This window comes from Mesorhizobium sp. M1406 (assembly GCF_040317555.1).
GTDB lineage: Bacteria > Pseudomonadota > Alphaproteobacteria > Rhizobiales > Rhizobiaceae > Mesorhizobium.
In genome coordinates this window covers 37,376-53,540 of the sequence record NZ_JAMYKW010000027.1, presented here as the reverse complement: position 1 = coordinate 53,540, position 16,165 = coordinate 37,376, and the positions used below count along the sequence as shown (strand labels likewise).

Sequence of the window (16,165 nt, the reverse complement as noted above, 5' to 3'; positions counted from 1 at the left end):
CTGGAAGGCAAAGCGTGATCCGTTACGCGAAACCCACCTCGGTCGACGAAGCGCTCGCTTTGCTTGGCGAGGGCGCCTGGCGCATCCTTGCCGGCGGCACCGATTTCTATCCGGCACAGGGCAGCAAACCCTTCCGCGACAATGTTCTCGACATCAACGGCCTGGCGGCGCTGCGCGGCATTGCCGAGACGGGCGGCCACTTCGTCATCGGCGCGCGCACGACCTGGACCGACATCGTCCGCCATTCCTTGCCGCCATCCTTCGACGCGCTGAAGCAGGCGGCGCGCGAGGTCGGCTCGGCGCAGATCCAGAACGTCGCCTCGGTCGCCGGCAACCTCTGCAACGCCTCGCCTGCCGCTGACGGCGTGCCTGCCTTGCTCGTCCTTGATGCCGAGGTCGAGCTGCGGTCCGTGGCGGCGACACGTCATCTGCCACTACAGGACTTCATTCTCGGCAACCGCCGCACGGCTCTGCTGCCCGGCGAGATGGTGACGGCCATCCGCGTGCCGAAACGATCCGCCACTGGCACATCGGCTTTCGTCAAGCTCGGCGCGCGGCGCTACCTTGTGATCTCCATTGCCATGGTGGCGGCGCGTCTGGTTGTCGAGAATGGCATTGTCGCAGAAGCGGTGGTCGCCGCCGGCTCCTGCTCGGTGGTGGCCGAGCGGCTTGCCGGTGTCGAGGCTGCTCTGCGCGGGCTGCCCGCCGGCCAAGCGCTCGCCGATGCGGTCCTGTCCGCGCCGATGGGCGAACTGTCGCCGATAGCCGATGTGCGCGGCAGTGCCGAGTATCGGCTCGATGCGGTGCGCGAGATCGTTGCCCGCGCCGTGCTTGCGGCCGTGGGGCGGACGACTGGCGACGAGGTGGCGGCATGAGCCAGATTCGACCTGAAATGAATGAAGCCCTGCCCGTTCCAGGCAACATCCTGCCTGGCTTCGGCGCTGCACGGTCCGATATCGCATTCGAGGTCAATGGCGACTCCATTTCGGTCAACGTACCGCCGCTGCGCCGGCTGTCCTCGGTATTGCGCGACGAACTGCTGCTGACCGGCACCAAGGTCGGCTGCGACGCCGGCGACTGCGGCGCCTGCACGGTGCTGGTCGACGGCGATCCCGTCTGCGCCTGCCTGATGTCGGCTGCCTCCGCTGCCGGAACGTCGGTTACAACCGTCGAAGGCCTCGCCAATGGTCGGCTGTCGGCGCTGCAAGCCTCGTTCCTTGCCCATGGCGCGGCGCAGTGCGGCATCTGCACGCCGGCGCTGCTGGTCGCGGCAACCGCATTGCTCGACAAGCAGCCCAGCCCGACCGAGGCCGAGGTGCAGGATGCGCTGGGCGGAATTCTGTGCCGCTGCACCGGTTACCGGAAGATCATCGCGGCGGTGATGGATGCGTCGCTGCAGGCAGCAAGCCTCGATTTCCGCTTGCCTCGATCCGGCCAAGCGATTGGCTCCTCCCCTGTCAGGCTCGACGGCGTGCCAAAAGTCACCGGCGGTGAAAAATTCGGCGGCGATTCTTTCCCTGCCGACGCGCTGGCCGTGCTGGTGGTCCGCTCGCCGCATTATCACGCCGGCTTCGCCTTCGGTGACCTCGACGGCTGGGCGAAGGCACATCCCGGCATCGCCGGTGTTTTCACCGCCGCCGACATTCCCGGCAAGAACTGTTTCGGCGTCATCGGGCCGTTCGCCGACCAGCCGGCGCTGGCCGAAGGGTTTGCCCGGCTGCGCGGCGAGGCGGTGGCGCTGGTCGCCGGCGAGCGCGAGGCGATGCTCGATCTCGATTTGTCGGATTTCCCTGTCCGCTGGACCGAACTGCCGCATGCCCTGCAGCCTTGCGAGGCCCAGGCCGAGGGTGCCGCGCCGATCCATCAGAACCGCCCTTCCAACCTGCTGACCTCCGGCTTCGTCGAGCGCGGCGATCCGGAGGCTGCTCTTGCCAGTGCCGCCGTCACGGTTTCCGGTGCCATCGACACCTCCTATGTCGAGCATGCCTATATCGAGCCGGAAGCCGGCCACGCCTATATGGACGGCGACACGCTGGTCGTCGTCGCCTGCACCCAGGCGCCGTACATGGACCGTGACGACACGGCGAAGGTGCTTGGCCTCCCCGTCGACAAGGTGCGCATCGTGCCGACGGCGACCGGCGGCGGCTTCGGCTCCAAGCTCGACGTATCGCTGCAGCCGCTGATCGGCCTCGTGGCGCTGAAGACCGGCCGACCGGCGGCCCTTGCCTACACCCGCAACGAATCGATGATGTCGACCACCAAGCGCCATCCAGCCGAGATGAAGGCGACGATCGGCGCCGATGCCGATGGCCTTGTCACCGGCATGATCTTCGAAGGCGATTTCAACACCGGCGCCTATGCCAGCTGGGGGCCGACGGTCGCCAACCGCGTGCCGGTGCATGCCTCCGGACCCTATGCGACGCCGAACTACCGCGCCGAGGGCCGCGCCATCCATACGCATGGGCCGATTTCCGGCGCCTTCCGCGGCTTCGGCGTGCCGCAGGCGACGATCATGCAGGAGACGCTCTACGACGAGCTGGCCGGCAAGCTCGGCATGGACCGGCTCGATTTTCGCTTGAAGAACTGTCTTCGGAACGGCTCCGAAACGGTTACCGGGCAGCGGCTGGACTCAGGCGTCGGCATCGCCGAATGCCTCGAATCGCTGCGGCCGCATTGGGCGCGCGCGACGGCCGATGCGGATGCGTTCAACAGTGCCAACCGGGATAGAAAGCGCGGCGTTGGCATCGCGTCCTGCTGGTACGGCTGCGGCAACACTTCGCTGCCCAATCCGTCGACCATCCGGGTCGGCATCGCGGCGAACGGCGCGGTCATCCTGCACCAGGGCGCCGTCGATATCGGCCAGGGTTCGAACACGGTCATCACCCAGATCTGCGCCGATGCGCTTGGCCTGCCGTTGGAGAAATTCCAGCTGAGGAGCGCCGATACGGCCATCAGCCCCGACGCCGGCAAGACATCGGCCTCGCGCCAGACCTTCGTCACCGGTAAGGCAGCCGAAAAGGCCGGCCGCGCCTTGCGCGAAAAGATCCTGCGTTTCGCCAATGTGTCCGAAAAGGCGTCGCTGCAACTCGACGGCCCGGCGATCGCCATCCGCGAAGGTGAAGCCACTCGCCGTATCGACCTCGCCTCGCTCGACGTGGATGCTGAAGGCTTCGTCTTCCGCGCCGAGGAGACCTACGACCCGCCGACGCTGCCGCTCGATGCCAAGGGACAGGGCAAGCCCTATGCGGTCTATGGCTATGGCGCGCAGATCGCCGAACTCGAGGTTGACCTCAAGCTCGGCACGGTGAAGCTGATCAAGATCACCGCCGCGCACGATGTCGGCAGGGCGATCAACCCGCTGCTGGTCGAGGGCCAGATCGAAGGTGGCATCGCGCAAGGCATCGGCATGGCGCTGATGGAGGAGTATATCCCCGGCCGCACCGAGAATCTGCACGACTATCTCATTCCGACGATCGGTGATGTGCCACCGATCGAGTCCATCCTGATAGAAGTTTCGGATCCGGAAGGACCGTTTGGCGCCAAGGGGTTGGGCGAGCATGTGCTGATCCCGACGGCCCCGGCGATCCTCAATGCCATCCGCCACGCAACCGGCGTGCTGGTCACCAAGGTTCCGGCGACGCCGACGCGTATCCGCGCCGCCATTCGCGAAAAGGAGGCACGCCGATGAGCGAGCTTGCCGAGCGCTTCGAAACCCACGATCCCGGCGAAAAGCTGGTGGCGGAAAAGATCCGCTGCGATGCCTGTCCGGTGATGTGCTACATCGCCGATGGCCGCACCGGCGCCTGCGACCGCTACGGCAATGTCGGCGGCAGGATCGTGCGAATGGATCCGCTGACCATCCTCGACCATGCGGCGGAGACCGGCGCGGCAATCGTGCCGTTCGTTGCCGAGGGCGAGGCATGGGACGGCGAACTCGTCAACACCGGCCGCCGCTTCGTCACCGCCATCGGTGCCGGCACCACCTACCCCGACTACAAGCCTGCCCCCTTCATCGTCAGCCAGGAAGTCGAGGGCGTCGATCTTGTCACCGTCGTCACCGAGGGCATCTTCTCCTACTGTGGCGTCAAAGTGAAGATCGACACCGACCGCCACCTAGGCCCGGAGACCGCCATTGTCCGCGCGGCAGGCGAAGCGATCGGCCATGTCACCACGGGCGAATATGGCTCGCAGATGCTGTCGCTGGGCGGCGTTCATCATCTGACGGGGGGCTCCAAGGCCGAGGGCCGCGCCACCTGTGACGCGCTGCTCAATCTGTGCAACCGCAAGCCGGTGGAACTGACCATCGACGGCGGCGCCACCATCATCGTCGAGGCCGGCAAACCACCGGTCATCGACGGCAAGCAGGAACACCGCATGCGGGTCGGGTGCGGCTCTGCCACGATAGGCATGTTCGCCACGCAATGGCGCGGTCTGGTCGACGAGGTGGTGGTGGTCGACGACCACATCACCGGCGTCGTTTCCGAGCATCAGGCCGGCAAGGTACTGGGCTGGCAGGATACCGGGATCAAGATCATCGGGCGGCGGTCGACGCCGGGCCGTTATTTCAAGGTCTCCGAGCCCGGCCTCGGCTGGGGTGGCACCAGCATTTCCGACCCGCTGTCGATTCTCGGCGAATGGAATGCCAAGAAGGGCGCGCGGCCGGGCCTGTCGCTGCTGATGGTTTCGACCACCGGCGAACAGTTTGCCTATTACGAGCTCGACGACGAGCTGAAGCCGGTGCAAAAGCCGTTTCCCGAACGGCTGCAAAAGTCCGTCGAGTTGATCGAGGATAATTGCGAGCCGGCGCTGTGCACGGTGCTGTTCATCGGCGGCGCCGGTGGCTCGCTGCGCGCCGGCGTCACCGAAAACCCGGTCAACCTGACCCGTTCCGTGCAAGGCCTGACCACCTATGTCACGGTCGGCGGCGCGCCGGTCTATGTCTGGCCAGGCGGCGGCATCACGCTGATGGTCGATGTCACAAGGGTGCCGGAGGGCGCCTTTGGCTATGTGCCGACCCCCGCACTTGTGGCGCCGATCGAATTCACCCTGCGCCGCGACGATTACATCAGGTTGGGCGGCTACGAGGCCGAGATACGCAGCGTCGAGGACATCGTCGCTAGGGGTGGCGAATACCTCAATCCGCGACGTGGCACCGGTGCCGCGGCCAGCAATCCATGGCCACCGCTGGCACAATTGCGCCGCGCGGGCTCGAACGGGGCCGGGTGATGGACGGTCCACAAGCGCATTGGCTGCAGGACGGCAAGCGGCTGCATCTCAACCACGGGCCGATCGACCTGATCGTCGAAGTCTTTGGCGAGGCGGGCGAATGCCGTCTAGCCTATGACCAGGCCGTAGCGCGGTTCCAGACGATCCTGACCGAGCTGGTAGAGGAATTGCCCGAACTGCGCCGCCCAGCCGCGTTGCGGCCGCGCGCCTTCGTCGGTCCGACAGCGCGGCGTATGGAAGCGGCTGTGGTGCCGTTGGCCGAAAGCTTCATCACTCCGATGGCGGCCGTTGCCGGTTCAGTAGCCGACGAAATACTTGATGCGCTGATTGTCGGACGCAGGCTCGACCGAGCCTATGTCAACAATGGCGGCGACAGCGCGATCCATCTTGGCGCCGGGGAGTCGATGACGCTTGCGATTGCCGGCACCGGACACGGTCTGGCCGACCGCATCGTCATCCGCGCCGAGGATGGCGTGCACGGCGTTGCCACCAGCGGGTGGCGCGGGCGCTCGTTCTCGCTGGGCATTGCCGACGCCGTCAACGTGCTCGCGAAGACCGGAGCCGAAGCCGATGCCGCCGCGACGCTGATCGCCAACGCCGTCGATCTTCGCGGCCATCCAGCCATCCGGCGTGTGCCGGCGCGCGATCTGGCGCCGGACAGCGACCTTGGCGACAGGCTTGTCACGCAAGAAGTCGGCCGGCTTTCTCCAGCGGAGATCGCCATGGCGCTGGACAGCGGGCTTGCCGTCGCCGAAGATTTCCGCCGCAGGGGATTGATCGCCGCATCGGCGCTCTTCCTTGCCGGCCAGACCCGCATCGATGGTTCCATGGCGCTTGCCGCGCCCAACAAAAGTCCAGGGAAGGAAGTTGCGCATGCCTGAGTTTCCGATCCGCAAGGTCGCGGTTCTGACCGAGGAGATCTTTCACGAGGGCGGGCCGGTGGCCCAAGTGCCGCGCCGCCGCGCCGCTGCCATGGCGCTGGTGAAGAACCCGTTCGCCGGGCGCTATGTCGAGGACTTGCAAAGCGCCATGGACGATCTGAAGCCGCTCGGCCTGCTGCTCGCCGACCGGCTGATCGCCGCGCTCGGCGGCGACGTCAAGCAAATCGACGGCTATGGCAAGGGCGCCATTGTCGGCACGGCGGGTGAGCTGGAACATGGCGCGCTCTGGCATGTGCCCGGCGGCTACGCCATGCGCGAGCGGCTCGGCGACGCCAAGGCGATCGTGCCGTCGGCGAAGAAGGTCGGCGCTTTCGGTTCAAGGCTCGACGTGCCGCTCGGCCACATCAACGCCGCCTATGTGCGCAGCCATTTCGACGCCATGGAAGTCGGCATCAATGACGGGCCACGCGCTGACGAGATCCTGTTTTGCCTCGCCATGACCTGCGGCCCGCGCGTGCACGACCGCATGGGCGGGCTGGCAGCCGAGGACATCAAGGCCTGGGATGGGCTGCGGTGAGCGCCGAGGACAATCTGCTCAAGCTGGTCGAGGTCGAAGAGCCCGACGACCAGGATTACCACCTGCAGGAGCAGGTCGGCTTCATCCTGCGCAAGGCGCACCAGCGCCATGTCTCGATCTTCGCCGCGCATATCGGCGACCTGACGCCGCCGCAATTCGCCGCACTCGCCAAGCTGCGCGATGTCGGCGAGACCTCGCAGAACCAGCTCGGCACGCTGATCGCCATGGACGCGGCGACGGTGAAGGGTGTCATCGACCGGCTGAAGGCGCGCGGCCTTGTCGAGCTCTCCAAGCACGAGATTGACAAGCGACGGCTGCTGGTTAACCTGACCGCGGAAGGTCGCGATGCGATCGAGCGCCTGATTCCCCTGGCCCGCGAGATCACAAGGGAAACGCTGGCGCCGCTCTCGGCCAAGGAGATCGCCACCTTCATGAAACTGCTGGCCAAGCTGGCGTAAGCGCTGCCCCATTGATGTAGGGGCTGGCATTTTCGAGACTGGGTTGGCAAACTTTGTCGGTCTGCGCTGCCCTCATCGCCCTGCCGGGCACTTCTCCCCGTATAGTGACTGTATAGTGACGGGGAGACGCCGTCACAGATGATTTCACCAATCACCAGCGTTGCAAAAAGGAGCTGGCGTTTGCGACAGTTCCCTTCTCCCCGTCACTTATACGGGGAGAAGGTGCCGGCAGGCGGATGAGGGGCAGCGCTGAGTTATGCCCTCACGTTCTGTTGCTCAGAGGCCGTTGTCCTTCAGCACCTGGGCGGCGTTTTCCTTGGTGATCTTCTCGGTCGGCAGAGTGATGGTCTTTTCGACCTTCTCGCCGTTGAGGAACTTGATCGCCTGGCGCAGGCCTTCGGCGCCGGGGGTGACATAGGTGAAGGTCGCCGTCAGCTCGCCCTTGTTCACCATCTGCACGCCTTCGTTGGGCAGACCGTCGATGCCGATGAACTTGATGTCCTTCTCGCGGCCGACGTCCTTGGCGGCGAGATAGGCACCATAGGCCATCGGGTCGTTGTGGCCGTAGACGAGATCGATCTTCTCGTTGCTCTTCAGCGCGTTGGCCATCAGATTGTAGGCCTGGTCCTGCTTCCAGTCGCCCGATTGCTGGTCGAGCAGATATTTGATGCCAGGCTCCTTGTCGGTGAATTCATGGAAGCCGTCATGGCGATCATGCGCCGGCTGGGTGCCCATGCCGCCCCAGATCTCGACGACATTGCCTGATGCCTTGCCCTTGCCGCCAAGCAGTTCGACGGCATATTCGCCGGCCGCGCGGCCGATCAGCGCGTTGTCGCCGCCGACGAACTGGGTATAGTCCTTGGTGTCGACATTGCGATCAAGCACGAAGACCGGGATCTTGGCATCGATCGCCTGCTGCACGACGCCGGTCAGGCCGGCGGATTCCTTCGGTGACACCAGCAGCGCGTCGACCTCCTGACGGATCAGGTTCTCGACATCGGCGACCTGCTTTTCGGTCTTGTCCTCGCCGTCGGTGATGATCAGCTCGACCTCGGGATGCTTGGCGGCTTCGGCCAGGATGTCCTTGTTGAACTGCGCGCGCCAGGGCTCGATGGTCGTCACCTGGGAGAAGCCGATCTTCCACTTCTTGTCCTGGGCATATGCATTGCCGGTGGTCAGCAGCGCGGTGGTGGTCAGCAGTGCCGCGGTCATGGCGGCAAGCTTCAGCATGTCACGTCGTTTCATTTTTGTTTCCTCCGAGATTGAGAGACGGTGTCTCTTGCGACGGCCGCTTTGCCGCGGCCGTTTCCTTGCGCGCCGTTTGCCCGCCTGGCAGGCGCAGATAGGCCAGGAGATCACCAGCATTGCGCTCCTGGACGAGCACGGTGCCGATGATGATCATCCCCTTCAGCACCAGCTGAAGGTTCGAATTGATGTTGTGGAGCTGCAGGATGTTGGAGAGCAGCCCGAAGATCAGCACACCGCAAAACGTGCCGGTGAGGCTGCCGCGCCCGCCCATCAGGCTGGTGCCGCCGATGACGACTGCAGCGATGGCGTCCAGTTCCAGCCCGGCGCCGGCATCCGGCTTGCCTTGCCGGTACTGCGCGACATAGAGCACGGCGGCGATGCCGGCGAGCAGGCCGGAAATGGCATAGGTGGCGATCTTGACGCGGCCGGCGGCGATGCCGGAGAGGCGCGCCGCTTCCTCATTGCCACCGATGGCATAGACATAGCGGCCGAACGGCGTGAAGCGCAGCACCGCGCCATAGATCAGGATGGCGCCGAGGAAGAACAGGCCGGGCATCGGGATGATGCCGAACACCAGCGAGCGCAGGATTTCGAAATCGGCGGTGGCGTTCGAGCCTGTATAGACCGGCAGCACCGCATTGTTCTGGCCGGCGGTCAGCCGGGCGATGCCGAGCGCCGTCACCATCATCGCCAGTGTGACGATGAAGGGCTGCAAGCGTCCGGCAACGATGATGAAGCCGTTGAGTGTGCCGAACAGCAACCCGACACACGGCGCCACCAGCAGCACGCCGAGCACGCCGAATTTCGAGTCGATCTGCGGCAGCAGGTACCACAGGGACAGGCAGCACAGGACCACGCCGACGACAGCGGGCGTGACAAGGCCACGAATGCCGTCAAGCCTGACCTCTCGGGCAACATCGGCGCCGGCACGGGATTTTGCGAGGTTCTGGAAGATAAAGCGGGTGACGACGAAGCCGAGGCAAAGCGCCACCAAGGCGACAGTCGGCACGCCCAGCGCGACGCCCGGCGTCACGCCTGGAACCGTCAGCAGCATGGCGCAGACCACCGAACAGATGGCCATCAGCGAGCCGACGGAGAGATCGATGCCGCCGGTGATGATGACCGCCGTCATGCCGGTGGCGATCAGGCCGGTGGTCGAGACCTGACGCAGCACGTCGAGCAGGTTGCCGTACGAGAGGAAGATGTTGTTGCCCTTCGAGCTCATCGGCGAGGCCAGCACGCCGATCAGGAAGATGGCGATCAGGCCCCAATAGAGCTTGGTTTGGGACAGGAGTTTCAGGGCAGTCATGCGGCTGGTCTCGATATGCTCCGGCGCGGTGCGGCAAGGCGCATGATGGCCTCCTCGCTTGCCGCGGCGCGGGAAAGAATGCCTGTCTGGCGGCCATCGGCCATTACCAGGATGCGGTCGGAGAGATGCAAAAGCTCCGGCAGTTCGGAGCTGATGACGGCGATGGCGAGGCCGTCGCGCGCCAGCTTGAAGATGAGGTCGTAGATCTCGCGCTTGGCGCCGACATCGATGCCGCGCGTCGGCTCGTCCAGCAACAGCACCCTTGGCTTCGTCGCCAGCCACTTGCCGATGACGACCTTCTGCTGGTTGCCGCCCGACAGCGTGCCGGCGGCCTGGTCGATGTCCTGGCAGCGGATGCCGAGAGCCTTGACCGCCTGCCGCGCCAGCCCCTGTTCGCCGGCCAACGAGCGGATGCCGAAGCGCGCCAGCGAACCGACCAGCGGCAGCGCGACATTGTCCGATATCGATGCTTGCAGATGCAGGCCTTGCGTCTTGCGGTCTTCTGTCACCAGCGCGATGCCCAGCCGCCTTGCATCGCGGGGCGAACGGATATCCACGGGCAGGCCATCGACCTGGATTTCGCCACCGGTGCGGCCATCGCTCGAGCCGAAGATCGCTTCCATGATCTCGGTGCGGCCCGAGCCGAGCAGCCCGCCAATGCCGAGGATTTCTCCGGCGGCAAGATCGAAGCCGACGCCGTCGATCACCGTGCGCCAGCCATGGGCATCGGGCTTCGACAGCGACAGGTTCTCGACCGAAAGCACGATCTTGCCACTGGGGTTGCGCTCTTCCTGGGAGGACGCGAGCAGGTTGCGGCCGACCATCGCCGAAATGATCGCATCCTCGTCGAGCCTGGCCATCGGCTTGGTCAGGACGTGGCGCCCGTCGCGAAACACGGTGACGCGGCTGGCCAGATGCATGACCTCGTCGATGCGGTGCGAGATGTAGACGATGGCGACACCGCCGTCGGCAAGCTGGCGGACGATGCGGAACAACCGCTGGCATTCGGCCGGAGACAGCGCCGAGGTCGGCTCATCCATGATCAGGATGCGTGCCGACATCGACAGTGCCTTGGCGATCTCGACCAGTTGCTGCTCGCCGACGCGCAAGGCGCCGACGCGGGCTTGCGGATCGAGTTCGATGCCAAGCCGCTGCAACAAAGCACCCGCCGCGCGGCCGCTCGCCTTGCGGTCGACGATCAGCCCGGCGATCAGCTTCTCGCGGCCGAGGAAGATGTTGTCGGCGACGCTGAGTTCGGGAACGAGATTGAGTTCCTGGTGAATGATGGCGATGCCGGCATCCTCGGCGTCGCGCACGCCGGCGAAGCTGACGGGACGGCCATCGACGCTGACCGTGCCTTCATAGCCGGTGTAGACGCCGGAGAGGATCTTCATCAGCGTCGACTTGCCGGCGCCATTCTCGCCCATCAGGGCATGAACCTCGCCGCGCCGCAGCTCGAAGCCGACGTCGACCAAGGCGGCGATGCCGCCGAAGCTCTTGGAGATGCGCTCGGCGCTCAGAACGGTGTCTGACCGATCCGCCGCGTCGTGCTCCAGGGAAAGGGAACTCGCGTGCTCCATGACAATGGCGGCCTCCCTTCCGTCCTCGTCAAATCTCATCCAAACGCTAATCTAAACGTTTCGATCATGTCAAGCCGCTATCTGATAATGTTGAACCGACCTATTTCAATTCTTGCGAAAAACTGCAAGATTCCGTAGGTATAGCACATAGAGGGGCGGCGAAACGTTTCGAAATGGCAGCATCCAAGCGGACTAGGAAGCGAAAATCCACGGCGCCGACCATGCTCCACGTCGCCGAAGCGGCGCGTGTATCGGTCGCCACGGTGTCGGCGCTGATCAACGGCACGGCAACGGTCAGCCCGGAGCTCAGCCAGCGCATCGAACAGGCGATCCGCGATATCGGCTACAAGCGCAACGCGATCGCCCGCAGCCTGAAGATGGGCACCACCCGCACTATCGGCTTGACCGTGCCGCACATCACCAACCCGTTCTTCACGGATGTCGTCTCGGTCATCCAGCAGGCCTTCGACCGGGCCGGCTACGCCGTCATGCTTTGCTGCACGGACGAGGACCTGAACACCCAGGACGACCAGATCAGGCTGCTGCTCGACCGCATGGTCGACGGGCTGATCGTGGCGCGCGTCGGCGACGGCGCGATCCTCAAGCGGATCGTCGACGACGCCAATGTGCCGGTCGTGCTGCTCGACCGTCTCTGCGAAGGTGTCGATACCGATGCCGTGGTACTCGACAACCAGCGCGCGGTGTTCGACGCCATCACCTATCTGATCAATCTCGGCCATCGGCGCATCGGTTACATCACCGGCACGTCGGACATTTCGCCGATGCATGACCGCATGACGGGATATCGCGAGGCGCTTCACGCCGCCGGCCTGCCGATCGCCGAGGAGTTGATCCGCTTCGGCAATTTCCACGAGATCGACGGCTACAATGCCACCATGCAGATGCTTTCCTCGCACGATCGGCCAAGCGCGATCTTCTCGGCCAACAACCCGATGGTGATCGGCACCATGAAGGCGATCCGCGACATCGGCCTGTCCTGCCCGGAGGACATTTCGGTCGCCTGTTTCGACGATTTTCCGTGGTCCGATGTGTTCCAGCCGCAATTGACCACGGTCGCCCAGCCGGTGCAGGCGATCGGCGAGCAGGCCGCCAATCTCTTGCTCGACCGTCTCGCCGGCAACAGGGACGCGCCGCCGCGCAAGCTGGTGCTCAAGGGCCGGCTGATGATCCGCAATTCATGCCGCCCGCTGGGAGCGATGGCGCAGAGCGTGAGCGCGTAGTTTTCGCGCGTTGGCGGGCGCTCGATGTTGCGAAAGGTGTACCGCCTTTAACCGAGGCGGACCCCACTTTCCAAGGGTATCTCGTACCAGGACTGTCAGGCCGCTTGCGACAGCGATTTGTGCGCCTCGGCCAGGATCTCGAACGACCGCACCCGCGCCGCATGGTCGAAGATCTGCGCGGTGACCATCAGTTCGTCGGCACCGGTGCGGCGCACGAAGGCGTCGATGCCTTGCCGGACCGTTTCCGGAGAGCCGACGACGGCGCAGGACAAGGCCTGGCCGAGCATGGTCCTAGCCATTGGCTCGAGATCGCGGTCATAGTTCTCGACGGGTGGCGGCAGTCGGCCGGCCCGACCGGTGCGCAGGTTGACGAAGGCCTGCTGCAACGACGTGAACAGCAACCGTGCCTCGGCGTCGGTGGGCGCGGCAAAGACGTTGATGCCAAGCATGACATGCGGCTTGTCGAGTTGCTCCGACGGCTGGAAGCGCGAGCGGTAGACATCCAGCGCGTGATCGAGTTCCGCCGGCGCGAAATGCGAGGCGAAGGCATAGGGCAGGCCGAGCATGGCGGCGAGCTGCGCACCATAGAGGCTGGAACCGAGGATCCAGACCGGCACGTTCTGGCCCTCGCCAGGCACGGCGCGGATGCGCTGGCCTTCCTCGGCCGGCCGGAAATAGCCCATCAGCTCGATGACATCCTGAGGGAAATTGTCGACCCCGGCCTCGAGATTGCGGCGCAAGGCGCGGGCCGTGCCCATGTCGGTGCCGGGCGCCCGGCCGATGCCGAGATCGATACGGCCCGGATGCAGCGCGGCCAGCGTGCCGAACTGCTCGGCAATGACCAGCGGTGCATGGTTGGGCAGCATGATGCCGCCGGCGCCGACACGAATGGTCTTGGTGCCGCCGGCGACATGGGCGATGACGACCGCCGTTGCCGCACTGGCAATGCCCGGCATGTTGTGATGCTCGGCCAGCCAGAAGCGCTTGTAGCCCAGCCGCTCGGCATGACGGGCAAGATCAAGCGAATTGGCCAGCGACTGCGAGGCATCGCCGCCTTCGATGATCGGCGACAGGTCGAGAACGGAAAGGTCGGTCATGAACGGTATCCTGTGTCACGACCGCATGTAGGACGCGCATCGCGACCTGCAAATTCAAAAATATTGATCAGCCTTTTGCAGCTTCGATGTCGGCGACGTCCTCGTCCTCGATGACAGCCGTGTGCTGTGCGGCGAGAAAATTGCCGACGTGGCTCAGCCCGTCGAAATGATCGCAAAACACCTTGATGACGACCAGCAGCGGCACCGCCATCAGGGCACCGACGAAGCCCCACAGCCACGACCAGAAGGCGATGGCGATGAGGATCGCCACGGCATTGATCTCGAGGCGGCGGCCGACCACTGTCGGCGTCACGAATTGGCCTTCGACGATATCGCACAACAGCACGAAGGCCGGCGCAAGTAGCGCGTAGGAGATGGTGTCGAAGCTGATCAGCGACATGATCGTAACAAGTATGATGGTCAACAGGGCGCCGACATAGGGCAGGAAGTTGAGCATCGCGGCAGCGATGCCCCAGACTTGCGGGTTGGGCACGCCGAGTGCCCACAAGCCAAGACCGATGACGGTGCCGAGACCGGCATTGATGATGGTGACGGTGAGCAGATAGTGCGAGATTTCCCGTTCCACGTCATAGACGACGCGCAGGGCCCGCTTCTTTTCGCTGAGACGAGCGAAGGACTGGATGATCTTCTCGTAGAACATCGTGCCAGAGGCGAGCAGGAACAGCGACAGCACGAAGATTATGGTGAGGCTTGTTCCCGCCGACAGGATGTTACTGGCCGCCGCCGACAGAATGCCGGACTGCGCCACCGCCACCTTCTGGATGCCCGGCTCCTGCGAGGTCTCGGTCAGCTGTTCGACCTGATGCGAAATCTGCATGATCTTCTCGAGCGGACGCCGCAATTGCGCCAGCCGTTCGGTGAGCCGCTGGCCGATCGACGAGGTGTTGTTGATGAGATCGATGACCGGACCGCTGAGCAAATAGCCGGCACTGGCGAAAACGAAGAGCGACAGCAGCACCAGCACGGTTGCCGAAATCACTTCAGGGATGCCGCGCTTGCGCAGCAGCCGGACGATCGGCGTCAGCGTCAGCGTCAGCAGGAAAGCCAGGATGACCGGCATGAAGAAGGCGCGGGCGAAGTAGAGCGCGTAGATGGCCATGAACAGGAAGATGCCGACGAGCAGCGAGCGCGTCAGACGGGTGTCGGCGCGAGCCGCGACGCGCGAATCCGGCTCATCGGCAACGCCTGCGCCCAACGCAGCGGGTTCGGCTTTCATCACGATCCCTCAGCGGCGCACCGCAATTGGTGCATTCCGCTGACGAAAACGCCTCCGCAGGCTCAAGGTTCCGTTAGCCGGCATTGCAGGCAAGGCCCGTGATTGGGCCTTGCGATTGGCTTTAGGCGACGGGCGCTGCCAGCGCCGGTGCGGCCTTGGCCGTTTCCTTGCGCACGATCGGCGCCACCCTGGTGCCGTAGAGTTCGATCGCCTTCATGATCTTGGCATGCGGCATGGTGCCGATCGCCATCTGCAGCAGGAAGCGGTCATTGCCGAAGATCTTGTGCTGGGCGACGATCTTCTCGGCCACCTGCTCGGGGCTGCCGACGAACAGGGCGCCGTCCGGGCCGCGCGACTGGTCGAAATGCGCCCGCGATGTCGGGCCCCAGCCGCGCTCGCGGCCGATGCGGTTCATCACCTCCGCCTGCGGGCCGTAAAAATCGTCGGCCGCCTGCTCGGTCGTTTCGGCGATGAAGCCGTGCACGTTGATGCTGGTGGCAAGGCCCGCCGGATCGCTGCCGGCGCGCTTGGCGGCCTCGCGGTAGAGATCGAACAGCGGCGCGAAACGCGCCGGCTCACCGCCAATGATGGCGAGCGCCAGCGGCAGCCCGAGCGCGCCGGCGCGGGCGGCAGACTGTGGCGTCCCACCAATGGCGATCCAGACTGGCAGCCTGTCCTGGAAAGGCCTCGGATAAACGCCGCGATCGTTGATCGGTGCGCGCAGATTGCCGGACCAGGTCACCTTCACGCTATCGCGGATGGCAAGCAGGAGGTCGAGCTTTTCGGCGAACAGCTCGTCATAGTCCTCGAGGTTGTAGCCGAACAACGGGAAGGATTCGATGAACGAGCCGCGCCCGGCCATGATCTCGGCGCGGCCGCCCGACAGAAGGTCGAGCGTGGCGAATTGTTGGAAGACGCGCACCGGATCATCGGAAGACAGGACGGTGACGGCGCTGGTCAGCTTGATGCGCTTCGAGCGCTCGGCGGCCGCGGCCAGGGCCACGACCGGCGCGGAAGCGGCATAATCGGGCCGGTGATGCTCGCCAAGGCCAAAGACGTCGAGACCGACCTGATCGGCCAGTTCGACCTCCTCGATCAGGTTGCGCAGCCGCTCATGCGGACCGATGGCGCCAGGGCCCGGGTGCGGGCTGACGTCGGCGAAGGTGTAGAGACCGAGTTCCATTAAATGTCATCCTGATGTTGGGTTTTGGCGCTAGACGTAGCGACCGACCGGCCTCGCCGCCAGAGGGGCGGACGGTGAACAGTGCATGTCGGTTTCGGCCGAAAAGGCGTCTCCCGGCTGCAACAGCC

Annotated in this window: 13 protein-coding genes; 7 read left to right on the top strand and 6 right to left on the bottom strand. The window is 64.9% G+C overall.

Annotated features, from left to right (window positions below; all coding sequences use genetic code 11):
* Positions 1–14 precede the first annotated feature (14 nt).
* Genes NKH03_RS21315 through NKH03_RS21290 form a run of 6 tightly spaced genes read left to right on the top strand, consistent with a single transcriptional unit; the run spans position 15 to position 7,142 of the window.
* On the top strand, positions 15–875 hold the full coding sequence (locus NKH03_RS21315; protein ID WP_352970349.1) for an FAD binding domain-containing protein: 861 nt from the start codon (positions 15–17) through the stop codon (positions 873–875).
* A gap of 17 nt (positions 876–892) precedes the next feature.
* Complete coding sequence (locus tag NKH03_RS21310; protein ID WP_502913540.1) at positions 893–3,688, top strand: molybdopterin-dependent oxidoreductase; 2,796 nt, start codon at positions 893–895, stop codon at positions 3,686–3,688.
* Complete coding sequence (locus NKH03_RS21305) at positions 3,685–5,226, top strand: 6-hydroxynicotinate reductase (protein ID WP_352970344.1); 1,542 nt, start codon at positions 3,685–3,687, stop codon at positions 5,224–5,226. The genes NKH03_RS21310 and NKH03_RS21305 overlap by 4 nt, the downstream gene beginning before the upstream one ends.
* Positions 5,226–6,107, top strand: a complete 882-nt coding sequence (locus NKH03_RS21300; RefSeq protein ID WP_352970342.1) for a UPF0280 family protein — start codon at positions 5,226–5,228, stop codon at positions 6,105–6,107. Before NKH03_RS21305 ends, NKH03_RS21300 begins: the two co-directional genes overlap by 1 nt.
* Positions 6,100–6,684, top strand: coding sequence for an amino acid synthesis family protein (locus NKH03_RS21295; RefSeq protein ID WP_352970340.1), 585 nt, complete (start codon positions 6,100–6,102; stop codon positions 6,682–6,684). Before NKH03_RS21300 ends, NKH03_RS21295 begins: the two co-directional genes overlap by 8 nt.
* Positions 6,681–7,142, top strand: coding sequence for a MarR family winged helix-turn-helix transcriptional regulator (locus NKH03_RS21290; RefSeq protein ID WP_352878141.1), 462 nt, complete (start codon positions 6,681–6,683; stop codon positions 7,140–7,142). Before NKH03_RS21295 ends, NKH03_RS21290 begins: the two co-directional genes overlap by 4 nt.
* Positions 7,143–7,418: 276 nt before the next feature.
* On the opposite strand, the gene NKH03_RS21285 is transcribed toward NKH03_RS21290, so the two are convergent.
* Genes NKH03_RS21285 through NKH03_RS21275 form a run of 3 tightly spaced genes read right to left on the bottom strand, consistent with a single transcriptional unit; the run spans position 7,419 to position 11,279 of the window.
* Positions 7,419–8,387 (bottom strand): substrate-binding domain-containing protein, encoded by a 969-nt coding sequence (locus tag NKH03_RS21285; RefSeq protein WP_352970338.1) that lies wholly within the window; start codon positions 8,385–8,387, stop codon positions 7,419–7,421.
* Positions 8,374–9,699: an ABC transporter permease gene (locus tag NKH03_RS21280; protein ID WP_352970336.1), complete on the bottom strand. Its 1,326-nt coding sequence runs from the start codon at positions 9,697–9,699 to the stop codon at positions 8,374–8,376. Before NKH03_RS21280 ends, NKH03_RS21285 begins: the two co-directional genes overlap by 14 nt.
* Positions 9,696–11,279 carry a sugar ABC transporter ATP-binding protein gene (locus NKH03_RS21275; protein WP_352970334.1) on the bottom strand — a complete coding sequence of 528 codons (1,584 nt, stop codon included), beginning with the start codon at positions 11,277–11,279 and terminating at the stop codon, positions 9,696–9,698. The genes NKH03_RS21280 and NKH03_RS21275 overlap by 4 nt, the downstream gene beginning before the upstream one ends.
* A gap of 221 nt (positions 11,280–11,500) precedes the next feature.
* Here NKH03_RS21275 and NKH03_RS21270 point away from each other — a divergent pair, with 221 nt between their 5' ends.
* Positions 11,501–12,520 carry a LacI family DNA-binding transcriptional regulator gene (locus tag NKH03_RS21270; protein WP_352635564.1) on the top strand — a complete coding sequence of 340 codons (1,020 nt, stop codon included), beginning with the start codon at positions 11,501–11,503 and terminating at the stop codon, positions 12,518–12,520.
* A gap of 95 nt (positions 12,521–12,615) precedes the next feature.
* On the opposite strand, the gene NKH03_RS21265 is transcribed toward NKH03_RS21270, so the two are convergent.
* The 3 genes from NKH03_RS21265 to NKH03_RS21255 all read right to left on the bottom strand — a co-directional run bounded on the left by NKH03_RS21265 (position 12,616) and on the right by NKH03_RS21255 (position 16,037).
* On the bottom strand, positions 12,616–13,617 hold the full coding sequence (locus NKH03_RS21265; RefSeq protein ID WP_352970332.1) for an LLM class flavin-dependent oxidoreductase: 1,002 nt from the start codon (positions 13,615–13,617) through the stop codon (positions 12,616–12,618).
* 67 nt (positions 13,618–13,684) lie between these two features.
* Positions 13,685–14,854: an AI-2E family transporter gene (locus NKH03_RS21260; RefSeq protein ID WP_352970330.1), complete on the bottom strand. Its 1,170-nt coding sequence runs from the start codon at positions 14,852–14,854 to the stop codon at positions 13,685–13,687.
* Positions 14,855–14,975: 121 nt separating this feature from the next.
* Entirely contained in the window at positions 14,976–16,037 is a 1,062-nt protein-coding gene (locus NKH03_RS21255) for an LLM class flavin-dependent oxidoreductase (protein ID WP_352878160.1), read from the bottom strand.
* Between the last annotated feature and the right edge of the window lie 128 nt (positions 16,038–16,165).